At 58.2% G+C, this 23,440-nt stretch carries 22 protein-coding genes; 8 read left to right on the forward strand and 14 right to left on the reverse strand.

Going from position 1 to position 23,440, the window contains the following annotated elements; all coding sequences use genetic code 11:
• Positions 1-34 precede the first annotated feature (34 nt).
• Positions 35-1,369: an FAD-dependent oxidoreductase gene (locus tag ACFKSJ_RS03710; RefSeq protein ID WP_440950921.1), complete on the reverse strand. Its 1,335-nt coding sequence runs from the start codon at positions 1,367-1,369 to the stop codon at positions 35-37.
• A gap of 3 nt (positions 1,370-1,372) precedes the next feature.
• Positions 1,373-2,299 carry a hypothetical protein gene (locus tag ACFKSJ_RS03715; protein WP_440950922.1) on the reverse strand — a complete coding sequence of 309 codons (927 nt, stop codon included), beginning with the start codon at positions 2,297-2,299 and terminating at the stop codon, positions 1,373-1,375.
• A gap of 65 nt (positions 2,300-2,364) precedes the next feature.
• Between ACFKSJ_RS03715 and ACFKSJ_RS03720 the strand changes: the two genes are divergently transcribed.
• Complete coding sequence (locus tag ACFKSJ_RS03720) at positions 2,365-3,117, forward strand: DUF128 domain-containing protein (RefSeq protein ID WP_440950923.1); 753 nt, start codon at positions 2,365-2,367, stop codon at positions 3,115-3,117.
• Here ACFKSJ_RS03720 and ACFKSJ_RS03725 read toward each other — a convergent pair.
• Entirely contained in the window at positions 3,111-3,887 is a 777-nt protein-coding gene (locus ACFKSJ_RS03725) for a TrmB family transcriptional regulator (protein ID WP_440950924.1), read from the reverse strand. The genes ACFKSJ_RS03720 and ACFKSJ_RS03725 overlap by 7 nt on opposite strands.
• An 87-nt stretch (positions 3,888-3,974) precedes the next feature.
• Between ACFKSJ_RS03725 and ACFKSJ_RS03730 the strand changes: the two genes are divergently transcribed.
• Positions 3,975-5,252, forward strand: coding sequence for a COG1361 S-layer family protein (locus ACFKSJ_RS03730; RefSeq protein ID WP_440950925.1), 1,278 nt, complete (start codon positions 3,975-3,977; stop codon positions 5,250-5,252).
• Positions 5,253-5,333: 81 nt separating this feature from the next.
• A complete protein-coding gene (locus ACFKSJ_RS03735) occupies positions 5,334-5,900 on the forward strand; it encodes a nitroreductase family protein (RefSeq protein WP_440950926.1) in 567 nt (188 codons plus the stop codon).
• 59 nt (positions 5,901-5,959) lie between these two features.
• Here ACFKSJ_RS03735 and ACFKSJ_RS03740 read toward each other — a convergent pair whose 3' ends face one another.
• The 6 genes from ACFKSJ_RS03740 to ACFKSJ_RS03765 form a co-directional block, all read right to left on the reverse strand.
• Complete coding sequence (locus ACFKSJ_RS03740) at positions 5,960-7,495, reverse strand: RNB domain-containing ribonuclease (RefSeq protein ID WP_440950927.1); 1,536 nt, start codon at positions 7,493-7,495, stop codon at positions 5,960-5,962.
• A gap of 225 nt (positions 7,496-7,720) precedes the next feature.
• Positions 7,721-8,401 (reverse strand): tetrahydromethanopterin S-methyltransferase subunit A, encoded by a 681-nt coding sequence (locus tag ACFKSJ_RS03745; protein WP_440950928.1) that lies wholly within the window; start codon positions 8,399-8,401, stop codon positions 7,721-7,723.
• Positions 8,402-8,409: 8 nt separating this feature from the next.
• On the reverse strand, positions 8,410-8,823 hold the full coding sequence (locus tag ACFKSJ_RS03750; protein ID WP_440950929.1) for an arsenate reductase ArsC: 414 nt from the start codon (positions 8,821-8,823) through the stop codon (positions 8,410-8,412).
• Positions 8,824-8,888: 65 nt separating this feature from the next.
• Positions 8,889-9,974 (reverse strand): ACR3 family arsenite efflux transporter, encoded by a 1,086-nt coding sequence (gene arsB, locus ACFKSJ_RS03755; RefSeq protein WP_440950930.1) that lies wholly within the window; start codon positions 9,972-9,974, stop codon positions 8,889-8,891.
• Between the two features lie 383 nt (positions 9,975-10,357).
• Positions 10,358-11,488, reverse strand: a complete 1,131-nt coding sequence (locus ACFKSJ_RS03760; protein WP_440950931.1) for a YkvA family protein — start codon at positions 11,486-11,488, stop codon at positions 10,358-10,360.
• Between the two features lie 120 nt (positions 11,489-11,608).
• Positions 11,609-11,788, reverse strand: coding sequence for a helix-turn-helix domain-containing protein (locus tag ACFKSJ_RS03765; RefSeq protein WP_440950932.1), 180 nt, complete (start codon positions 11,786-11,788; stop codon positions 11,609-11,611).
• Between the two features lie 362 nt (positions 11,789-12,150).
• Here ACFKSJ_RS03765 and ACFKSJ_RS03770 point away from each other — a divergent pair, with 362 nt between their 5' ends.
• Positions 12,151-12,354, forward strand: a complete 204-nt coding sequence (locus ACFKSJ_RS03770; RefSeq protein WP_440951401.1) for a thioredoxin family protein — start codon at positions 12,151-12,153, stop codon at positions 12,352-12,354.
• 270 nt (positions 12,355-12,624) lie between these two features.
• Complete coding sequence (locus tag ACFKSJ_RS03775) at positions 12,625-13,335, forward strand: glucose-6-phosphate isomerase family protein (RefSeq protein ID WP_440950933.1); 711 nt, start codon at positions 12,625-12,627, stop codon at positions 13,333-13,335.
• Here the strand turns inward: ACFKSJ_RS03775 and ACFKSJ_RS03780 are convergent.
• The 3 genes from ACFKSJ_RS03780 to ACFKSJ_RS03790 are packed head-to-tail and all read right to left on the reverse strand — an operon-like array spanning position 13,301 to position 16,559.
• A complete protein-coding gene (locus ACFKSJ_RS03780) occupies positions 13,301-14,062 on the reverse strand; it encodes an NAD+ synthase (RefSeq protein WP_440950934.1) in 762 nt (253 codons plus the stop codon). The two genes, ACFKSJ_RS03775 and ACFKSJ_RS03780, sit on opposite strands and share 35 nt — an antisense overlap.
• Before the next feature lie 11 nt (positions 14,063-14,073).
• Positions 14,074-15,783, reverse strand: a complete 1,710-nt coding sequence (locus ACFKSJ_RS03785; protein WP_440950935.1) for a potassium channel family protein — start codon at positions 15,781-15,783, stop codon at positions 14,074-14,076.
• Entirely contained in the window at positions 15,780-16,559 is a 780-nt protein-coding gene (locus ACFKSJ_RS03790) for a tRNA(Ile)-lysidine synthase (RefSeq protein ID WP_440950936.1), read from the reverse strand. Before ACFKSJ_RS03790 ends, ACFKSJ_RS03785 begins: the two co-directional genes overlap by 4 nt.
• Positions 16,560-16,603: 44 nt before the next feature.
• Between ACFKSJ_RS03790 and ACFKSJ_RS03795 the strand changes: the two genes are divergently transcribed.
• The 3 genes from ACFKSJ_RS03795 to thiL are packed head-to-tail and all read left to right on the forward strand — an operon-like array spanning position 16,604 to position 20,323.
• Complete coding sequence (locus ACFKSJ_RS03795; RefSeq protein WP_440950937.1) at positions 16,604-17,461, forward strand: RIO1 family regulatory kinase/ATPase domain-containing protein; 858 nt, start codon at positions 16,604-16,606, stop codon at positions 17,459-17,461.
• Positions 17,446-19,455 carry a DUF460 domain-containing protein gene (locus ACFKSJ_RS03800; protein ID WP_440950938.1) on the forward strand — a complete coding sequence of 670 codons (2,010 nt, stop codon included), beginning with the start codon at positions 17,446-17,448 and terminating at the stop codon, positions 19,453-19,455. Before ACFKSJ_RS03795 ends, ACFKSJ_RS03800 begins: the two co-directional genes overlap by 16 nt.
• Positions 19,448-20,323: a thiamine-phosphate kinase gene (thiL, locus tag ACFKSJ_RS03805; protein ID WP_440950939.1), complete on the forward strand. Its 876-nt coding sequence runs from the start codon at positions 19,448-19,450 to the stop codon at positions 20,321-20,323. The genes ACFKSJ_RS03800 and thiL overlap by 8 nt, the downstream gene beginning before the upstream one ends.
• A gap of 196 nt (positions 20,324-20,519) precedes the next feature.
• Here thiL and ACFKSJ_RS03810 read toward each other — a convergent pair whose 3' ends face one another.
• Together ACFKSJ_RS03810 and ACFKSJ_RS03815 are read right to left on the reverse strand one after the other, a co-directional pair.
• Positions 20,520-22,085: a carbohydrate-binding protein gene (locus ACFKSJ_RS03810; protein ID WP_440950940.1), complete on the reverse strand. Its 1,566-nt coding sequence runs from the start codon at positions 22,083-22,085 to the stop codon at positions 20,520-20,522.
• Between the two features lie 422 nt (positions 22,086-22,507).
• The gene (locus tag ACFKSJ_RS03815; RefSeq protein ID WP_440950941.1) at positions 22,508-23,068 is read right to left on the reverse strand and encodes a flavin reductase family protein; all 561 of its coding nucleotides are present in this window, start codon (positions 23,066-23,068) and stop codon (positions 22,508-22,510) included.
• Positions 23,069-23,440 lie beyond the last annotated feature (372 nt).

The raw sequence follows: 23,440 nt of genomic DNA on the forward strand, positions 1-23,440 counted from the left end.
CTCTTTTTAAAAGATCGAATGAAAATTTGAAGGATCAATGGCGGGACCGCTGAGCGGCCGCGTACTTCAACAGCCCGTACACCCCGTCAGCGACCGGATGGACCTCAATGAACTGCCCGAAGTCATCGACCTTCTGCCCACTCCGGATCAACTGGGCAGCGTAAGCAGCGATCGCTGCACCAGAAGGGGCTGCAGTCCAGATACCTGTGATCGCCCCATCATCAGGCCTGACCTGCACCTCGGCAAAACCGGTCGTCCTCCGGGGAACGGACCAGAACGAACCCGGTCCTGCCGGACCGGGGATCCGGTATCGCTGCTGCCCTTCCTCCAGATCTCCGATCCATGCCAGTTCATACCCGAGCGCCAGGGAGTGCGGGATGGTGTGGTAGCCCATCGTCGCATCCCGGCCGAGGATATTCTCGGCCGCGACGATCCCCTCCCTCCTGGCTACCGGCGTGAGGTTCGACCTCCCGTTCACGTCTCCGCAGGCATAGACAGACGGGTTGCTGGTCCGCATGTGATCGTCGACGATGATCGTACCGTCTGCATGCTTCAGAACACCAGTGACCAGATCAGTGTTCGGCAGCAGTCCTGCCGTGATCAGCACCGCGTCGGCCGGAATATCATACTCATCAGGGCCGTCCTTCACCGTCACCGACCTGACCCGGTCGCCTCCGTTCACCGAGACAAACGCGGTCTGTTCGTGGATATGGACGCCGGCGAGTTCCTTCCGGGCCTCTGCTGCCAGGTGCGGGTGGAGAGACTTGAGCAGGGAGGTGCGGGCACAGAGATGCACCTCTGACCCAAACGCGGCGAAGATATACGCCATCTCTGCTGCAGATATCCCGCCGCCGATGATCACCAGTTTTTCTGGCAGCGTCTCCATCTGCATCACAGTCTGCGGCGTGTAGACGCCGGGGGTCGCGATCCCCGGGATATCGGGGATCAAGGGGCGCGAGCCGGTCGCGATGATCACCGCATCAGAGTCGAGCACCGTGCCGTCAAGGGTGACCTGCAGGCCGTCGATCGCCGTCACCTCCCCTGTCAGCACCGTAACCCCGGCAGCCGCGGTCTCATTGTCCAGCACATGCTCGATCGTCCGCTGGACCTGTGCAATCCCTTCAAAGATCCCGGGAATCTGCACCTGCGGGGCGTTGTTGACCACCCCCATCTCCTCAAGACCCTTCGCAGACCGGATGATGCGGGCCACATCGTTCAGGGCGCAGACCAGCATGCACCCCGAGTGGAGACACTGCCCGCCGAGGCGTCCCCGCTCGATCAGCCGCACCTCCTCGCCTGCAGAGGCGAGGTGCATCGCTGCGATCCGCCCGGCAGGCCCACCACCGACAACCGTGATCATCATCGCCATCACTCACAGGATCTCGACACCCTCGTCCATCGGCGTCGAAAGCGGCTCCCCGCTGAATGCGTTGATCTCAACGATCTTCTTCCCCCGGATCTGCCAGATCGGAACAAAGACCCGCCGGGTCTCGATCTTGACGGCGGACCGGTCCGGACGGAACGCCTTGTCCTCATAGAAGATCGCGTCCCGCTTCTCCTGTTTGATCCGCACCTTCTTTGTCAGTTTTTTGACCAGCAGGTCGACCATCTGCTCCTCGGCCTGCTCTTTCGAGACCTGGGCCTGGAGCACTTCGCTCTCCTCCGGGAGTGCGCTGTCATCCAGGCAGTCATCGTCGATATCAGTCCAGAGACCATTGATCGCATTGACGCCGGCCCAGCCATCCGCGTCGAACGAGATCCGTGAATCTCTGTATGCCAGCCCACCCTCGCAGTGGTAGTGCATCAGCCAGTGGGGAATGAGCCTGAGTGTGGCGACTCCATCAGTTCCTGCCAAGATTCGTGCATTCTGCTCTGTGATCTGCACAGGGAGATGAAGCAGCCCCCCTTCGCCCCGTTCCTTGCGCAGAACCTGATCGGTGACATGTTCTGGATCGAGTTTCATCACACGGTTGAGCACCCGCGCAAAGGCCGCCTTGCCGGCAAAGTCGATGAACGCCGCAGCCCCCCACCAGAGGCAGTCGGTCAATCCAACCTGCTCGTTCAGCGAAAAGAGCAATTTTTTACAGATGATCGCATCTCCGCCCACCTGCACCTTAAAGACAGTCTGATCGAACTGGGCGATCTCACCTGGATCGTCGGAACAGAGAACCAGAATGCACTCCCCATCCCTGATCGCTGAGAGATCGAGTGGCTCCTCCATCACCTCAACGTCGTACGAGGCCGCCTCAAGGATCTGTCTGATTTCATCCCTGGCCCTGACCCGCGTCTGGTTATCCATCGTAAGTAAACATGTGCCACTGCAGGATAGAACAATTTTTCTATTTCTATGGACGATTATCCTTGATGCCCAGGCTCCTAAAGTTCATCAACCACAGTATCGAGGATTTTGCCATGCAGGTCACCTACAATCCCATTGAGGGAACAGGGCAGGTTGTGTATAATCTCTCTGTCTTCCGGACCTGCGACCTTGCTCCTGCAGTTGACATCGTCAGGGGGGCCTGCAGATCAGGGGTCTGTGTCAGCGACCTGGTCAAGTTTATCCATGAAGGGGAGAGTATCGACGGGTACACGATTCCGCAGGGGTCCACCGGGATCTGCACCGTCTGCTCGATCACCCTCGACGGACTGCTGCTCAAGAGGGGTGTTCCGCTGAACCCGATCGGTGGGGGGGTCATCGAGATCGTCGACAGGATTCCACGGCGGTTCACCCAGATCATCCGGTATGAGGACACCACCATCGACCCGCTGCAGGTGCTGGCCTCACAGGATATCACCTCGATCTCCAGGGTGATCAGCACAGGAAACGGAACGATCCTTGCAAACATCAGGGAATGTCATATGGAGGCTGAACCGCTGGTGGCCGAACTGCTCGACGACCTCGCGGAGAGCAGGTTCACCGGGGTGCTCGAAGTGGGAATGCCCAACTCTCCACTGCTCGGGGTGCAGATATCGCCGCAGTACATCGGGATGGTCGCGGTCGGCGGTACGAATCCTATCGCTGCGGTCAAGGAGTCCGGGTACCCTGTGATCACCCGGGCCATGAAAGGGCTGCTCGATGTCAGCGAGATGGAGGAGATCAGCACCTGTGGTTACTGATCTCTATCGTCGTCCCGCTCGATGATACTGTTCCAGAACTGCATGAAGAGCTTGACAAAACCTTCTGACTCAGAGTACAGGGCGGTCGGATTCCCCTTCAGGGCATTGGTGAACGCCAGCACTTTCTGCTGATCGATCAGAATAAGGCCGCCACTCGCATCCTTTTCAAACCGGTCATGCCCCATCGGCGGTTTTTTAATACGGACCACCAGTCCGGGAGGCACCTCTCCCTCCCACCGATCGGTCGCGATCTCGATCTTGACGTTTCGTTCGATTCCATCAGCCAGCATCGGGATGATCGAGTTTTTGATCATTTTCCAGCAGGAGAGTATCCTGATCTCCTCCTCTGCATGGGTCAGGGCATCGGCCAGCCTGCTCATGATATTTTCATTCCCATAGATCGTCCATATCAGATCCTGGGCGCCCCGGTTGACTTCGCTCCGCTCGGTATAGATCTCCTCCAGTGCACCTGTTACATACTCAGCCTGATCCTCGATCCGCTGCATCAACCGCTTGACCCCATCCTTTGGAGGAAACGCACGGAAGCGGCGTGGCGAGGTATGTGATATATTGACGATGTCACGCTGGACCAGACGGTCAAGAACCGGATACACCGATGCGCGGGGAACCCCGGATATCTCATGCACCTCGGTCGCTGTCGCTTCGTTCACCCGCAACAGTCCGATGTAGACCAGGGCCTCATATTTGGTGAGACCAAGCGATTTGAGTGCTTCTGCCGGGCTCTGCACGCTATCTCCTGACTCAATCATTACCATATCTATAAATAGTGCCAGGGTATAAATGTTGTTATAATCATAACAACACGGTGATACCAATTGAAGTTTCGTCAGTTTTTCGTGATTCCAGTCCTTATCGTACTCATCGCCTGCGTGCTGGTCTCCCCAGCCATGGCCGGTACCAAGTATCTCTCCGGAGGCCCATCGCTCTCAGCCGCGGTCACCGGTACCAACGAACTGATCTCAGGCCAGACCGTGCCGTTACAGGTGACGATCGAAAACAGTGGTCTGATCGACAGCAAGTTCTCCCAGACCGGTCTGGTCGACCGGACCGACCTGCCGAACACCGCGAAGACGGTGACGGTCGGCCTCGGTGCAGATGACGCACCGGTCACGATCCAGTCCGACCCGCAGATGATCGGCGACATCCTCGGCGGTGCCTCCGGGCAGGCCAAGTTCAATGTGAAGATCGAGGCCGATGCCCCCTCAGGCACCTACACCCTGCCGGTCTCGGTGAAGTACACCTATCTCGAGTCTGCAGAGCAGGTCGGGACCGACTCGGTGAACTATAACTATGTGACCAAGAATCTGGTCATCCCCCTGACGGTCACGATCCGATCCGAAGTGGTTGTCGCTGTCCAGAACATCTCGGCAGAGCAGCTGAATGTCGGGACGGAAGGCTACCTGAACCTGACGCTGCAGAACACCGGGAATGTAAACGCCAGGAATGCCGTCGTGAAGATCATCAGAAACGGTGCAAGCCCGATCACCCCGACCGACTCCTCAGTCTACATCGGTGACTTTGGGAAGAACGCCGTCGTGAACTGCAAGTATCGGGTCGCCGTCTCCACGCAGGCCGCCGCCCAGACCTACCCGGTCGACGTGATCGTCGCCTACGAGGATCAGGACGGAATCAACCGGACCTCTCGTCTCCAGACGATCGGTGTCCCGATCGGCGGAAAGATCGACTTCAAGGTCAGCTCCGAGGCACCCGTAATCACCCCGGGCCAGAAGAAGGTCCTCGATGTCCAGTACACCAACATCGGTGCGACCACCGTCTACAGCGCCCAGGCCCGCCTCTCGGCGGTCGACCCGTTCACCTCCAACGATGATACGGCCTACCTCGGCGACCTGAAACCGGGCGAATCAGCCATCGCTCACTTCGAGGTCTCGGCCACCAAGGAAGCCACCATCAAGCAGTACGGCCTCGATTCCGAGATCCGGTACCGCGATGCACTCGACAACTCCCAGATATCCGACACCATGAAGGTGCCCGTGAATGTCGTGGAACAGACAGGGGTCAACGCGATCCTCGGCAACCCGATCATCCTCGCTGTGATAGCGGCCATCATCATCGGTGCCGGTTACTACCTCTACACCAGGAAGAAACAGAACTAACCCAATTTTTAGCCCTATTTTTTCCGGTCTGCGTATCTGTTCAGGTAAACCTTTATCATCCTCAAGGGGATTGAGAGGTCCATGGATGCACTGGATGCGCTGATGACACGCCGAAGTGTCAGAAAATTTCAGAACAGACAGATCCCCGATGAAATTCTTGACAGAATTATCACAGCCGGAATTTTTGCACCGTCTGCGCTCGGACTTCAACCATGGGGATTTGTTGTAGTTCAGAACCAGGACGTTCTGAACCGGGTCTCCGAGTACTGCAAACCACTTATGATCAAAGGGATGGAGCATGCAAAAGGCGGGATATCAGAACTCTTCTATTCTCTGATGATAGGTGAAGGGTATTCAATCTATTACCATGCTCCGACCGTCATCATGGTCTGCGGTAAGAACAAAAACAGGTTCAAAGAGGTCGACTGTGCAGTCTGTGCAGAGAACATGATGCTCGCCGCCCATGCCCTTGGTATCGGCAGCTGCTGGGTCGGGTCGACGGAGGTTGCCTTTGACAATCAGGAGATCATGGCAGAGTTCGATATTCCAGAGGGCTATGGACCTGTGGTCACCATCGCCTTCGGGTACCCGGCAGAAGTACCGGAGATCCCGGAAAAGAAGGTCCCCCTGGTGAAATGGATCAGGTAAGCCTCTCCCTGCCATCTCTAGCAGGTTCCCATCCTGCATGGCCGATACTCGCCCCATGATCAGGTGGCGTGCCGGCGCGGAGCTGCCCGGCGATCGGAGAATGTCCGCGATCCCGGCCGGCTTGCTTCTCTGCCGATGCATGCAAAGTCGATGAAACCGCTGTACGGGTCGGTCCTCACCAGCCTGACCGTGACCTTCTGCCCGACCATCAGGTTGCCTTCACCGCTGATGACCCTTCCCTCGGCCGGAGGTGAGACGAGCCTGACATAGGTACCCTTCTCAGAGGCACCGGTGACCAGCGCCTCAAACCGCTCACCGATCCTGTTCTGAAGGAGAACTGCGGCCACGGCCTTTCGCATGAACCGTTCGACCTTCTTGGATGCTTTCTCGCGATCGGTCAGCCAGGAGGAGAGGGCGATCAGTTCTTCCACTGTGTAGGGACTGGGCTCTCTGTCGAGGACCGACTTGATGAGCCGCTGGTTAATGATGTCGACATACCGCCTGTTCGGGGCTGTAGCATGCGTATAATCGGTGACGGCCAGGGAGAAGTGACCGAATGGTTCGCTGCCCGGTGCAAGCATCATATATTCCCCGGCCCCAAGAAGTTTCACGATCGTCAGGGAGAGGTCAGGGAAACGTTCTGGATCTGCTTTTTTCTGCCGGATCAGGAACTTCGAGAGCGCCTTTGCATCAGGCTTTCGGGGCAGGGATTGATGATATCGCGCAGCCGTCATCACGATCCCATCCCAGTTCTTGGGTATCCGCACGACCCGCTGGATCATGGGTATGCTGGCTCTCCCCAGGTAATCCACCATAGTCCCGTTGGCGGCGACCATGAACTCTTCGATCAGGCACCGGGCCAGGTTCTGTCTCTGGACCACCAGATCCCTGACCACCCCCTCCTTCACCACCGGCTGGGCTTCGATGGTGTTCAGCACCAGCGCCCCCTGCTCCCTCCGGTATCCCTGCAGCCGCCGGGCCGCCTCCTGTTGCAGGCGGAGCTGCTCTTCCAGGCCAGGGAGATCCCTGACCGTTGAGGGAACGCCACGAACTCCCTCCAGCCAGTCACCGAGCTCTTCGTAGACGAGTTTCGCCCTGTTGGTCACCAGGGCTCGGTACACCTCGCCGTGACGGGTGCTGCCGTCCTGAAGGACCGTGTACTCGATCACGATCGCCATCCGATCCTGGCCTGGCAGAAGGGATGATATGCCCTTTGAGAGCCTATCAGGGAGCATCGGGAAGGTCTCTATTCCGGTGTAGACCGAGGTTCCGTTATGGGCGGCGTGAAGGTCGGTCTGCGACCGTCTCCGGACATATCGATCAACGTCAGCGATCGCGACCCGGACCAGGATCCCGTTATCAGGCCTGCGTTCAGAGTATTCTATCTGGTCGAGGTCCAGCGAATCGATGTTGTCGATGGACGACCAGAGAAGTGACCGCAGATCCCTGACCTCCATCTGACTCTTCTGGAGTGGCCCTGCATCCATGCCGTTGACCTCCCTGACAACAGAATGCGGAAAACCCGGGGAGAAACCATACTTCCCCATCGCATTCCAGGCGATACTCTTCAGGTCGACATCGTGGTGATCGTTCATGATACACGATGACTGTATTCATCAAACCATATCTATGCACCTCCTCAACGACGTCAGAGGCGACAAACACTGGCACCCTCCGGCCTCTGTCCTGGACGTGGACCAGAGCGATCACCCACAGGATTAAGAATTCGTGATGCACCGGTCATCCTCTGCATTCTTGACCAACCTGAGCACGGGACCGTTCGAAAAAAGAGAGGGGCCGGTCCTGGCGTTTCGACCATTCTACCGGTGAGGCGGGCCGGCATTCCGGGTCCTGAGCCGCTCCATCAGGTCGAGCGCCTTCTGTTTTGCCGCCTGCTCCTTCTCGTCCTTCGGGACGGCCCAGGGCTGTGTCACCTTCCAGGTGAGGCTGCCTCCGATCGGTTCCCCGGGGTACGCGCCGGGGTCGTGGAGGATCTGTCCCCGGAACTCAGTCGGCTGCTCCTGGAAGCAGGCCCTGATCGCCTCGCGAAGTGTCGCGGCGTCCTGGAACTGGCAGTCGACGAGCGTGACCTGGTCGAGGAACCGGTCGACGACCGGGCGGGGGATGTTGTACAGGACCGGGAACGGGGCATCGGACCCGATGATCCGGGACTGCTCGTCGATGCCGTTTGCGAAGAGCGCCTTGAGTGCAGCCCCGGTGGCGTGCCCCTCCGACTCAGGACCGCCGAGCACCAGGAACCGGATGTTCGGGTTGCCGACGATGTTCCAGATCAACTTCTCAAACCCGATGTTCGGGGTCTGGACCGTGCCCGAGAGAGCGGCCCCGGTCTCGACGCCGATCCTGACCAGGTGCTCGATCTCGGGCGGGATCTTATCCTCGTCGGCATTCAGCACGATCACGACCGCCACCGGTGAGAAGTCGTTGCCCCGCAGGTACCTCCCCTCCTCGGGCGGGTACTCCGGGTGCGGCCGAACCTTCAACACTGCCGCTACACCCCGCCGAAGGTCGCATCGATCCAGGCGACGATCTCGTTACGGACCGACCGGAACGCGGCGACCTGCTCCTCAGGGGCCCCGGTCACTGCAGCTGGGTCGGGAAAGCCGGCATGGACCGTCTCCTTTGCCCAGGGGAACATCGGGCAGATCCCCTGGGCCGCATCGCAGACCGTCACCACGACGTCCATCTCCTGGCCGATGAACCGGCCGAGGTCCTTGGACTGGTGGCCGGAAATGTCAATTCCAACCTCACCCATCACCTGAACGGCGAGCGGGTGGACCGCGGTGGCGGTCGTGCCGGCACTGAACGCCTCATACCGGTCGCCGTACTTCGCTCGCAGGTAGCCCTCGGCCATCTGGGAGCGGGCTGCATTGTGGGAACAGATGAAGAGCACGCGTCGTTTCATAACCATAACGATGCTCCGTTGATCCCGGGCTCTGAGATACCTTTCGATCGGGACAGAGGGGTCAATCAGGGGACACTCCTTTCGATCGAACAGGTCCCGTTCCCCTCGTCATGATACCACCGCTTTCGGATGTACAGCGCCACGTTGACCAGGCCGATCAGCACCGGCACCTCGACGAGCGGGCCGATAACGGTCGCGAATGCGACAGCCGAGCCGATCCCGAAGACCGCGACGGCCACAGCGATGGCCAGCTCGAAGTTGTTCGACGCAGCCGTGAACGAGAGGGTGGCCGACCGGGCGTAGTCGACGCCGAGCCGGTGGGCCATCCAGAACGAGACGAAGAACATGATCAGGAAGTAGCAGAGGAGCGGGATGGCGACCCTGACCACGTCGAACGGCACCTGTACGATATACTCGCCCTTCAGCGAGAACATCACGATGATCGTGAAGAGCAGCGCCACGAGCGTCAGCGGCGAGATCCGCGGGATGAACCTGGTCTCGTACCACTCGCGGGACTTCACCCTGAGGAGGGCGAACCGGGTCACGGCGCCGGCGATGAACGGTATCCCGAGGTAGATGAAGACCGAGGTTGCGATCTCGCCGATCGTGATGGCGACGGCCGTGCCGGCACCGACGCCGAGCAGGGGTGGCAGGACCGTGATGAAGACGTAGGCATAGACCGAGTACAGGAAGACCTGGAAGACTGAGTTCAGCCCGACCACCGCAGCGCAGTAGTCGCAGGAGCCGCCGGCCAGGTCGTTCCAGACGATCACCATCGCGATGCACCGGGCGAGGCCGACCAGGATCAGGCCGTACATCAGTTCAGGCCGGTCGGAGAGGAAGAGGACCGCGAGGGCGAACATCAGCACCGGTCCGACGATCCAGTTCTGGACGAGCGAGAGGCCGAGCACCTTTCTGTCCCGGAAGACCGTGCCGAGCTCCTCGTACCGGACCTTCGCCAGTGGCGGGTACATCATCACGATCAACCCGATCGCGATCGGGATCGAGGTGGTGCCGACCGAGAAGCCGGTGATCACCTTCGGTACAGAGGGGACGAAGTACCCGAGTCCGATCCCGATCGCCATGGCGAGAAAGATCCAGAGGGTCAGGTACCGGTCCAGGAATGAGAGATGTTTCGTAGTATCAGACATGGTATGCTCCGAGTGATTTCTGGTCTCGTGTTAGAGCCGGGTGCCCCGTCCTCTCGTCGTAGATCCGGTCGATATCGGCACCGAAGGCAGCCAGCTCGTCATCCACGGCGTCGGCCGGCAGGGATGCCTCCTCTCTCCGGCGGCACGCGTCACAGAGGTAGACGATGCCATGGCGGGGGTGGACGCCCCTGATGAAGGAGGTCCCTGGGGCCCCGCAGAGAGTGCAGTGGATGTTCGATCGCTCCTGTCGCTGATTCCGTGTTACCAGTCTATTGTTTCAAGTATTTTTAAAACAGTTGGTGCATACAGAGGTTGGGACGGCCGTGGTTCTCTGAAGAGGAGGAGTGTCTCAATCTGAGGTTCTGAAAAACATGCCAGTCCCCCTACTTCCCTAGAAGTGCATGCAGTCTCGCTCTTTTCAGTCGATGCTCAAGGATATCTTCAACATATTCCTCGTCGTCTTTCCCCGTTCCATCACAGTAATTATGATCGATTTTTGATAATTCGATCAATCTGTTGATCTCATCAGAATCTCCATATTCCTGGAGAATATTTTTAATCTGCTCGACTGTGGTTGTCTTCAATTTTTTATCGTTTTTATCGTGCAGTTTATTGATCAGAAAAATAACGATTCCTAATAACTCTCGTTTTTCAGAAGCTATTTTGGAGAGTTTCTGAGGGTAATTGCCGGAATATTCCTCCAGATCGAGCGAGTTGAATTTATGCAAACCTACCTTTCTTAAAACATCATAGGTGAGATCACCGAGGATTTCAGATGTCTGGAGATAGACATCGTCGATGGCTGCAAAAATATCCTCTTCATAAAGCCAGTTCTCATCAATCAATTCCGGGCAATGTTCTTTAATCTCTTTCAGAACAGAGCTGACGATAAATAAATCATCGATGTATCCATCTTCTATCTGGTCTGGGATTACGTCCTTCTCCAAGACGAAGTAGGCTATCGCCGAACTGATCATCATTTTTGTATACCAGTCGGTGAATCTGTCGTTAAGAATATCACAGAGAAGTTTGAAGAATATGGGACAATTCATCTGTAATTTTTTGTGAGGTCCCTCGTAATTTTTCACATTCTGGATCAGAACATCGTAATATTCGAAACTGTGTTTGTTCTGATATTCGTCAACGAATGAGGATTTTTCTTCAAAAATCGATGAATTATTGATTGTGATTATTCTATGATCTACGGTATGAGGGGTTTCGATTTTATCCGATTTCGGTTTTTTCGAAACTTGTAATGCAAAAAACCGATCGTTCGCTATCAACAGGACACGATTATCAATCGTTTTGTATGAGAAGGCGCCATCATGATGAAGAGTTTTTATGGCATCCAGTATCCTGCTCTCGTCTTTCTTTTCCAGTGGATCACAATGCCAGTGATGATTGGTCCACTTCATGAGGGCACGGGCGCCGACTTTGTCCCCGGACTTTTTCAGAAAGGGATTGGAGAGTATCAGGTCGATAAGCTCATCGATTTCCTGATTGCACGCTGACATTTCTTTTATTTCTCCGGGATTATTCGTGTTAATCATGGTTGGTCAGGGATGGATTTTTTATCGTATCATACAAATTCAGGTGTAGTTTGGGGCACTACCCGGTTCTGCCATCACCGTTATTCAGAGATCGGCGGCTTCTCTCTCATGAGGGACGAGCGGCGTCAGGTGGTAGACGATCCAGTTCCCCTGCTGATCGCCCTCGATCATGTCGACCTTCTGGAGCTGGTTCAGGTGATAGGAGAGCTTGGAGTCCGCGATCCCGGCGATCTCCTTGATCACGCAGACACCGAGCGGCTGCACCGCGAGTACATGAACGATCCTGATACCCAGGGACTCGGAGAGGGCGGGGTGGACGCAGCTGGCCGCGGTCAGTGCCTCTACATCCGGCAGCCGGTCGACGAGTCCCCCGACGCACGGCTATGAGGCTGTCGAGTACATCCTGTGGAATGGGCATTATGTTCAACTATAGTTGACCTGGGCCTATAACTCTGTCCTGTATTCAACTGTTGTTGAAACCAGCACCATCGATGCAGGATGGTGATCCAGATGAACGATGATAAACCGTACTGCGCAGCCGAAGCGATGCGACGCGTGAAATCCGTCGAGGTCGGTGGCGGTGCACACAGGACCGATGAAGTGCGTCATGTGCTACACTTACACCCCTGCTCCCGGTATACCAGGAATTCAACCAGGCCCTGAAGGAGACCGGGATCGCCGCAGAGGTCGTCCACGTCTCCGATATCGCGGCGATCATGAACCAGGGGATCATCTTCACCCCGGCCCTCGCGGTCGACAGCGAGGCGAAGGTCTCGGGCCGTGTCCCCTCGGTGAAGGAACTGAGCGAGATCTTCGCAAAAGAGGTGTGAACATGGCTGAGACACCATGTACCTGTGGAGAGGGGAAGCGAATTGTGCTCTACGGGTGCGCCGGCGCATCGGCGCCCGGAGTATGATGAAGTTCCCAGGCGGGTACATCAAGGCAGGGTTCGGGGTGATCCTCTGGGTCTTCGCACTCCAGCCCGTCCTCCGGCTGACCTATCGCCTGTAATTTTTTTGGTGTCATCGGCTGAGTCCATCCGGTTCAGGGTCCTTCAATTCGGCAAGCCTATATCTATAAAGAGCACGTATGAACAGGAAATGAAGATATCGTGGCGGGGGGGGCATTTACCAGAGCCTCAGGTCAGGACCGGCGAGGAGATGCGGGAGGTGATGGCAGATCCCAACTGTTCGATCAGCGGGCCGTTGTATACCATGTACCGGGATGTGACCGAATCAGACGCAGACCGCGCCTGGTTGCAGGATCATACCCTCAGGTACGACATCACGGTGATCCCGGCCGGCACCTGCGGGATCGAATATGCCAAGACCAAGGGTCATTACCACCCGGCCGGCCCAGGAGGGGTCAGTTATCCCGAGATGTACCAGGTGCTGGAGGGGCGGGCGCATTACCTGCTCCAGCGCAAGGATCTCTCCGACATCGTGGTCGTCGACGCCTCTGCCGGGGATATGGTGCTGATCCCACCGGAGTACGGGCATGTGACGATCAATCCGGTTCACGAGACACTGGTGATGGCGAACATCGTCTCGACCAGGTTTCAGAGCGAGTATGGAATCTATGAGGAACTGAAAGGAGGGGCTTACTATGAAATGGAAGGGGGCGAGTTTGTGAAGAACCCATTCTATCCTGCGATACCGCCACTCCGACGGATCACACCCCCTTCGCTGGAACCACTCAAGATCCCAACGACCGGGCGGCTCTACGACCTGATCGGAAACTACCCGGCCCTCGAAGTCCTGAATGCCCCGGAAAAATTTACTGCGGTCCTTCAGAACCTGTTAACAGATTAGGCCCGGCCACCCTTTTATGCGTTGAATTTTTGACCTTTGCGAGCACCTGCTCCTCGACCGCTCCACTGGCCACCCACTGATGTGCCTGCAGAGACCTGAGCGCCGCATCGATCACCGGATACGTCAGACCCAGTTCCTGCTCATCGCTCTGCCCGTGCCAGAGGCCGGCTGAAGGAGGTTTGCTGATGATCGCCGGCGGGATAGGAAAGTCTGCCGCCAGCTCATAGACGTCCCCTTTGTACAGGTGAAGGATGGGCTGCAGATCAGCAGCGTTGTCCCCAAACTTGGTGCAGTACCCGAGCAGGTACTCGGTCCGGTTCGAGGTTCCGCAGACCAGCCGGTGGTCCCGGTTGGCATAGTAGTACAGCACTGTCATCCTGATCCGGGCCATCAGGTTCCCGTTCAGGTATGGCGTCTCCCGGTATCCCTCCAGGTCCGTATAGGCTGCAAGGATCGGATCGATCGGCTGGATAATATGCTGGATCCCAAGCACCCTGGCCAGATCTGCCGCGTCCACCATATCCGAAGGAGGCGTGACACTGGTCGGAAGACTGACGCCGAGCACCTGTTCGGGTCCGACAGCCCTGCAACAGAGCGCCGCGGCCACCGCGGAGTCGATCCCGCCGCTGAGCCCGACCACGATCCCCTCTGAGCCACTGGACCAGATTGTATGGCGTATCATCTGTTCAATCCGTCCAAGTACACATCCGCGTTCTTCTGTTGCCAAAGGTCTGTCACCTACATCAATTGTATACACCGTTTCAACATCTTAACCTCACCCATCAGAATCACCTTGTCCCCTTCGAGCAGGGGTTCGTCGGCCTTAGGACGGATCAGGGACCGGCTCGAGCCCTCGATCCCGAGCACCCGGACACCGCTCTTCCGCTCCAGCCAGTCGACCGTTCGAGCGTGGCTCTTCATCCAGTGCTTCATCACCACCTTCTGCCCGCCCGGGAGATCGAGCAGGATCTTCACATGGTCTGCAAGTACAATCCCTGCGATCGCCTGCCCGCCGATCGTCGGCTGAAGTGCGACAAAGTCGGCTCCTGCCCGGTAGAGTTTGTCGACAGACCCTGCCTGGTTGGCGCGGGCAAAGATCTTCAGGGCAGGGTTTATGTTTCGCGCCATCAGGGTCGTGAATATATTGACACTATCGTCGTTCAGGGCGACGATACAGATCTGGGCCTTCTCGAGGTGCGTCTCTTTGAGGACCCCCTCGTCCTCTGCATTCCCGATCACCGACGGGCTCGTCTGCGGATGCTGGTCCACCACCACACAGTCGATCCCCTTTCCGATCAGTTCATGGTAGGCCGCTGCCCCGACATCACCGTACCCTGCGATCACTGCGATGACCCGATCTCCGTCAGGTGGCCGGAAGAGCGCCTCAATCGCACTGGCGATGTCCACCGCCTTCCCAAAGAGGAAGAGCATCGTCTGGGTATCGATCACCTCGTCAGGGCCCGGGGTGAGCGTGAAGACCCCGGCATGCCAGAGGATCACGGTGTCGATGCCGTAGCGCTGATAGAGGTCGAGCTCTCCGATCGTCCTGTTCAGAGCCCGGGTTCCGGGAAGGACCGGGATCTTGATCAGCCAGAGCGACTGACCTTGCGGATTGGCGAGTGAGAACGGAAGATCCGAACCGATCACATCGACAACCGCCGCGATGTCCGGGGTCACGAGCGCATGGCGGGCCAGGATCTTGCCGGTCGTGTTCTTTGGGGAGAATACATACTCGGCACCGGCATAGCGAAGATACCGATCGAACGAGAGGTTATCCACCACCGCGATGATCTGTGCATCCGTGATCTCCCGGATCCCGAGGATGATGTTGGCCGTCGTGCGCTCGTCCCCGTTGACGATCACGTAGCGTGCAGTGCCGATATAGGCATGAATATGAGTGGCCGGGTGGGTGTACTCCCCCCAGATCACATACGCATGCCGTCTGTACCGCATCGTAGCCTTCATAGCGGTCTCCTCGTCAGCCTCCACGATCACTACGTCGATATCCTCGATCATCAGACTCTCGATCAGAGACTTGGCCAGTTCGTCATACCCCATGATCACCACATGATCCCTGAGGGCATGCGGTGGCCGGCGCGGGGGGGTGGGCCTGACCAGCTGGGTCAGGTATGGGGTCAACAGCAGCGGGATCACCATAAAGATCATCCCCACCCCGGTCACTATCATCACCATCGAGAAGACCTGGGTGACCTGGCTATCGAACGGGAGGAGATCCCCATAGCCGGTCGTGGTCATCGTTTCAATGACAAAGAAGAGGGCGCCGGCCCAGGAGATGGGCTTCTGCTCGGTCAGCGGGTACAGGGCGTGAAAGATCAGCGTGAACACGGTGACCTGGACCAGGAAGATGACAAGATAGATCCTGATCCGCTGCGTCGAGGCGGCATGGGTGATCCAGCGGCTGATGGAACGGAGGGGGGGGACGATCATGGAGTCTCAGCCCCAGGTCTATTCAGCGCAGCGAGCTGCTCGTATACCGAGAGGAGGGCGTACCGGGCACTGGGGTGGTTGATACCGTATGCGGCAAGAAACGCACCAATCGCCCCACTGAGGTTCCCAGAGTCAGGAACCCGGGACGGCAACGGAACGATAGGAAGCGAGCCCGCATAGATCGCCACCTCTTCAATCGGGATCCCTGAAAACGGGGCGATCACCGGTACCTGGTCATCGACTCCACAACAGGAGCCGTCACCGATCAGCGTGCGCTGCCTGCCACTGCAGACCTTCGTGAGGACGGTCACTGCCCGATCATCGAGGGTCTCTCCCATGGCGACCGCATCGGCCCCTAGAGCAGCTGCAGCAGCGTGACAGTGTTGAACGAATCCTTCCCGATCTGATGTCAGTTCACTGCACAGGATCGGCCGCCAGCTGACCCCGAGGGCACCGGTCAGGGCCGACGCCTGTATCAGGGCAGGTGAGGTGGTATCACCCTCATAGAGCGTGAACGCGATCAGGGTCATGTCCCGCCGGTCGGCAAGGAGGCGTTGCAGGAAGAAGAGGAGCGCACTGCTCGCAACCCGTCCGCTGAGTGCGACGGCGATGGTACTACCCGATCGAACCCAGTGATGCTGCCGGATCAGCCGTTTGGCTTTGGTCTCGAGATCCCGCCGGAGATGCTCCTCGCAGAGTGAGAGACCAGAGTACTGCTGGACGATGACTGCCGGGCGCCTGCACCGGGAGCAAATGGTACCTGGGGTGGGGAGCATGCAATCACACTTTTATCTCCTCCCACATAAAGGGTGTAGAGTACATGCCACTTTCAGCAGATACCATCCGGACCCTCCATCCCTACGAGGTCAAGATCATGCTCGCCCTCGAACAGCTGATGAAGCGTTACCAGTGGGTCCCGCTCGAAATTCTCAAGAAGGCAACCAAGTTCTCCGATTCAGAACTGAACTTTCGGCTGAGAAGGCTGATCGCCCGGGACATGATTAGGTACGATGTGGTCCCGTACGAGGGCTACTCGCTGATATTCAACGGGTATGACTCGCTGGCCCTTCATGCCCTGGCCAAGAAAAAGACGATATCCTCACTCGGCTGCCTGATCGGAGAGGGAAAGGAGTCCAGGGTCTTTGAGGCGCTCGGGCTCGGACCGGTCGCGCTGAAGTTCCACCGGGTCGGGCAGCGTTCGTTCCAGTCGGTCAGAGTGAACCGGGAATATATGCCCGGGTCGACCCACTGCTCATGGCTCTACGCCTCCCGCCTCTCTGCAGAGCGTGAGTTCGCAGCCTTAAAGATACTTCACGAGTCGGTCAACGTCCCGCTGCCGATCGATCATAACAGGCATGTGATCGTGATGTCGTTCATTCCGGGCGTGAACCTGAACAAGTGCACGCTCGAAGCACCGGAGGAGATCTTTGACGAGATCATCAAAAATATCAGGGCGGCCTACCAGGCCGGGGTGATCCATTCAGACATGAGCGAGTTCAATATCATGATCAGCGACGGGGAGGTCACGTTGATCGACTGGCCGCAGTGGATCGAGCCGGCACACCCGAACGCGATCCCCATCCTTGAGAACGACCTCGGGAACCTGATCGCCTACTTCAAACGAAAGTATAATCTCTCCTATGCACTGGAAGAGATCGTGCAATGCGTGATCAGCTGACGATCTTTGCAACAGACATCATCAAAGGATCTGTCCGTTCCCGATCCAGGCGACCGATGTACGCGCTGGTCAGACTCGTTGACGGGGAGATCGTGGCAGAGGAGGAGGTCTCGCAGTTCCGCCTGCTCAGGCTGCTCAACACCGAGCAGCCCGATATCCTGGCGGTCGACAGCATCCAGGAACTTGCCGCAGACCAGCGTGAACTCTACTCATTTCTCCAGGCTCTGCCGCCGCTGACCAGGCTGGTCCAGGTGACCGGCGGCGAACGGACAGAGAGCCTGGCCAAGGTGGCAGGCCGGTTCAACATCAAATTCAACAGGCTCTCGCCGTTCGACGAGGCCAGGACGATCGGATTGGTCGCTTCACTCGGGGCGGGGGCACAGGTGATCGCGTTTGAGAACGCCACTGAGATCGTGGTCTCCAGGCACCGTTCCCCAGGGAAGGGGGGGTGGAGTCAGAACCGGTATGTCCGGAAGATCCACGGCGGGGTCCAGCGCTGGGGCCGGGACGTCGAGATGGCCCTGATCAATGCGGGGCTGAAGTACCAGAAGAAGGAGATGCGTGCGTTCGGCGGCGCCTCCAGGGTCTCTTTTGAGGTGGCCGCATCCAGGGATAAGATCCCGGTCAGCACCTACCGGGGGGCTGATGTGCAGGTCAGGATCAGCGGCAAGAGACTGGAACGGATCCGGTTCCAGCCCCTGACCGGCAAGCCGAAGTACCTGATCGTCGGAGTCGACCCCGGGACCACGCTCGGGTACGCAGCCCTGGACCTGGACGGAAATCTGGTCCGGCTGAACAGTTCCCGGCAGATGACGACCGCCGACCTGGTCGAGGAACTCTGCAGGGCCGGCCGGCCCCTGGTCATCGCTTCAGATGTCGAGGTGATGCCCTTCTCGGTGGAGAAACTGAGGCGATCGTTCAGTGCGGTCGGGTACTCTCCGAAACAGGACCTCTCTGTGGAGAACAAGCTGGAACTGGCACGCCCGTACCCGTACAGGAACGATCATGAGCGGGACTCGCTCTCTGCGGCCCTGGACGCGTATCGACAGTACAAGAACAAGTTCCAGAGTCTGCTCCGCCGGGTGCCTGCAGGGTACGACCTGGACGAGGTCAGGGCAGGGGTTATCCGGGGCCAGTCGCTCGAACAGGTGATCGGCGGGCTTCGGGCAAGGGGTGCCGCCCCTGCAGTACCCGCACCTCTGCCCACACCACCCCGGCCCCCCGAACTTTCAGCCGAGGCGGCCGGGGCAGCAGTTGCTCTTCTGGATGATCGGGTCAGGCACCTCGATGGGATCGTAAAGAGGCTGCGGGGGTTCCTGACTGAGATGCAGAACGAACTTGATGGAAAAGACCGGGAGATCCGCCGGCTGCAGAATCGGATCAACCGGGTCAGTTCGGTCCAGGGGCGGGCAATCAAAGTGGATGCAGAGATCGCACGAAAGGATGCCGAGATCCAGAGTCTGAAGAAAAGGCTTCGGAAGGAAGAACGGACCAGCAGGAGTCTGAAAAAGCGGGTTGAACGGCTGAAAGAGATCGAGACGATCCAGCAGGACGAATCAGAGGAACTGGTTCCTGTGAAGATCCTCGCTGCGTTCACCAGGGACGCGGTCAGAACCCTGACCGCCGGGGTCGGGGTCAAGCCCGGGGACCTGGTCTTCATCAGGCAGGTCGACGGCTGGGGAAGGACGACGGTCAGGGACCTGGTGGACCTCGGTGTCCCGGGGCTGATCGTGGGGAAAGGAGACGAAAAGATGGATCCTCAACTGGTGCAGGTCTGCAGGGAACTCGCACTCCCCCTCCTCTCAGGTGAGGAGACCGGGGCTGTGATGAAGGGAGGGATCGTGCTCGCAGAGAGGGTGAAGGTCGATGTGGCACTGCTCAGGTGGGAGACCGGGCAGGAGGAGTACCACCGGGAGAAGAAGAAGGATCTGCTCGAGGGGATATTCCAGGAGTACAGGAGCGAACGGGGCAAGGAGGTGAGGAGGCATGGATGATCGGGCTCTCCTCGCAGGGGTCGCTGCGGTCATCGGGAGAGAGCAGACCCTCGACGACTGTGCGGTGGTCAGGTGTGATGATCACTGCCTCGTGTTGACCACCGATATGCTCCATGAGACTACCGATTTTCCGACCGGAATGACCGACTGGCAGATCGGGTGGATGAGTGCTGCAGTCACGATCAGTGACATCGCCTCGATGGGAGCCGCCCCACGCTGGCTGCTGCTGGCCGCCGGCCTTGACCGGGGTGAACGGCTCGCCGGGATCACGGCTGGGGCCCATGCCTGCTGCGACCGGTTCGGATGCCGGCTCGTCGGCGGGGACACCGACCACCACGAGGAGCTGACCGTGGTAACCACCGGGATCGGGGCTGTGGCGCCGGACCGTGTCGTGCGGCGACTGGGGTCAAAGATCGGCGATCTGATCTGCATGACAGGAGTGCCCGGGGAGGCAGAAGCCGGGCTGCATGGCTTCAAACAGCACTGGTACGCCCTGATCGAACCGCAGCCGAGGGTCGCTGAGGGGCTGGCCATCGGCATGGCAGGGGCAAGTGCGATGATGGACGTCAGCGACGGCCTCGCTCTCTCGCTGTACGACCTGCAGGCTGCGAACCCGTCGGTAGGGTATACGATTCATGCCCGGCTGCTCAGGCGGCCGGCGGGCGTGCCGCCGGCAGAGGGGCTGGAACTGGCCCTCTTTGGTGGCGGCGACTTTGAACTCATCTTCACCTGCGCCCAGGACCGGTACCCGATCGAGGGGGTCGACGCCGCAGTGATCGGAGCGGTGACCGACAGACCGGGGGTACTGCTCGACGGGGAGGTGCTGGAGAAGCGGGGGTACCAGCACCAGTGGCATGAGACTGGATGAGGGAGCCCGTTTGATGGGGCTCCAACTGATGGATGCCGGACTATAGTCGAAAACCTAACTGATTATACAGTTAGATTTTCTCAAATAGTCTTAAACGCATCGAATCCCAAAATGGGTCAATCTCCGACTCCTCTGAGTCTACGATTGACCAGGGATGTTGCGTTCAACACTATAATTCGCGGAGTCTGGGGGATGGTCAGCAGATCACCATCGTATAGTAGAAAGAACTGTAGACGGTATGGTCAGACCGGACGTCATACAAGGTGTACGAGGGTGTGAAATTGCTCGGATTGGGTACCCACGTGGCCCACTGCCTAGGAATCGGAAACGGCGTCGGCGTCACGGTTGGGTCCACGAGCACGAGATTACAGCCATAATAGCCACTCTGAGTGCTGTACGGCGTCGGCATCGCGTTTTCGTGCGTCATGGTGAAGGTGACATTCTCGCCCTCCGGAACCGCGATCTTCCCTGAGGGCGTGATCGTGCCCGGACCGATCGCAACGGCCGTGACATTATAGGTCCTGACCGGCGGGGCGTCGAAGTTGTTGAAGAGCCAGACCACATCATTGAAGTCGATCTGTCCGTTCCCGTTGAAGTCGAAGCTGGCGACCGGCTCATTATCGGCGATCCAGTCCATCTGGTTGAAGAAGAGGACCACATCGTTGAAGTCAGGTCCCCCGTTGCCGTTCAGATCATCATACTTCCCATCGGCGTTCGTATCGGTGGGGGTGCCGGCACCGCCGGGGACGGCGACGATCAGCGTGGGCGTCGGCGTCGGTGTGCCGGTCTCCTGCGGTGAGAACTCGATCCAGTCGAGGTTCTGGCCGTCGCCGAAGAAGGTCAGCTTCAGCGTGTGCGTTCCTGCAGCCAGGTAGATGGGGACTGGGATCGAGACCGTTCTGAACGTCGTATACGACCCGGTGTCCGGGATATTCACGCTCATCAACGAAGAGTCCACGATTGAGAGCAGATCGATAGAGAGTTCGACCGACTGCCCGCCGGTCGGGCTCGCCACCCGGGCGGTCATGTTGTAATAGCCGGCCGACTGGACATTCACCGTATAGGCAAGGTTTTCACCGTTCCGGATCCAGCCGACGTTCGTGATGCCGTCGGCAGTCTCGATGTCGACGTCGTCCTGCCGGTAGGCGCCTCCAGTATTGCCCGGCGTGGTGTCGTGGTACGCGACGCCTTCACCACCGTTGTCATAGTCCTCGGCCTCGATCCGGCCGGGCACCGTATGCGTCACGACCGGTTCGGCGCCGTTAACGATCACCAGCACCGTCTTCGTGATCGGGTAGTTCCAGAAGTGGACGAATGTGCTGCCACTCCAGTGGTCAGACTCGTCGATGGAGAGGATGACGGGATAGGCACCGGGATGCAGGAACGTGTGGACCGGGTTCTGCTCCCCAGAGGACCCGCCGTCCCCGAAGGTCCAGCGCCAGTTATAGGCCCATTCCGACGACTCGTCAGTGAAGCGGACGGTTAACGGCGCCGTGCCGTTCATCCTGTCGGCGGTAAAATTCGGCCTCGGATATCCATCCGCATAAGAAACCAGTGTGAGCGTCGGTGTCGTGGTCCATGGTGTCAGGTTCGTGTCCGCGAGCGCCGGAAGATCAGAGGTCCCGCCGGGGTCGATCTCATCCGTGTCCAATGGGCTAGTCATGGCCTGGGCGCCGACGGCGAGCAGGCAGAGCGCCAGCAGCAATGCAGCCACCAGCGCCGGAGCGCGGAAGCGCCCCCAATCAGATGAGATGAAGTGCATCAGTTCCTCGTGAATGCTTCGTTTCGAAGCGATGGTCGTACTTCACTGCCCACATGGAGTAGTGGCCTGGCGCCTGGCCCGTGGGCTGCGAAAGAGAGGCTGTCACTCCAACCTGGGATAGTTGTAGTGGTATTCGGGTGGATCGATAAATCTATCTGAAACCTATAATGACCGGGACCTGGAACTGAATGCCGGTTGAACCTGCATAGGACGCCAAAAGGGCCGTCAGGGTAGACGAATCCCATCTCGTCAGGCCATCGGGATCGCGACCGATTACTCGTCATCGAGTTCCCTCGAGCCCGGTACTGTGCAAGGTCAGCCGCGTGCCCGGGCGCGTCGACGAACGAGCCGTTCGATGACATCAAGCAGCACAGGCCGGCCCGCGACCAGCTGGTATCACCCTCAAAAAAATGAGATCTGATTCAGATCATCGTTTTACCGATCTTCCATGCTTCACCCAGGGATTCACCGATGGTCCAGTACCGGTTGTCGGGCATGGTCAGGAGGATTGGATGGAACTTCGTCACATCCGGATGACCGTCTGTCAATGACCGCTCATCTGCATATGAAGCGACGATCTCACCAATCACCAGCGTATTTGAACCGAAATCCATGGTATTGACGACTTTGCACTCAAACGAGACGGGACAGTCCTGGATCATTGGCGCATTGGGTAATTCACCGTAGAAGATATCGAAGATGGTGGTCTTATCGACATCCTTCCCGGAGACCAGGCCACAGTAGTCGACCCGTTCAACCAGGTCGGCTGAGGGTACATTGATACTGAACTCCTGGGTCTTCATGATGGCATGATACGTCTCATGCTCCCTGTTAATACTCACACCAATGAGTGGCCGGCTCATATCCAGACGGGAGACAAACCCTACCGCCATGAAGTTCACTTTCTCTCCGACCTTTGTACCGATCAGATTGATCGTCATTGGGTACAGGTACATGTTGGTACCAAGCGATATCTTTCCCATTTCCATTCCTCCATGTGTGACCCGGATCTGCCAGAGATGACACCGAATATCCAGGAGTATCATCGACGATCCGCTTATTCGGGCATTTCTCTGTGGACCGGCGACCTCGCCGTCATCGGAAGATACGTCTCCCGAAAAACCCCACAGAGCACGCTGATAACCACTACAGCGTCTGATACTATATAATCATTTTTACAGCACTGACAGCAGATCCAGAGACTGTTCACAAGTCAGATTCGGGTCTCCAGCTGCTCAAAGGTACGCCAGACCGCCCGGAAGATCCAGTATCAGCACAGCCCATTCCAGGCATAGATAGATGAAATAAGCCCTGGGATCACTTTCACCCCGCATGGTTGACCCCTCAAATAGAGA

It is taken from the genome of Methanosphaerula subterraneus (genome assembly GCF_052055875.1).
GTDB classification, from domain to species: Archaea; Halobacteriota; Methanomicrobia; order Methanomicrobiales; family Methanospirillaceae; genus Methanosphaerula; species Methanosphaerula subterraneus.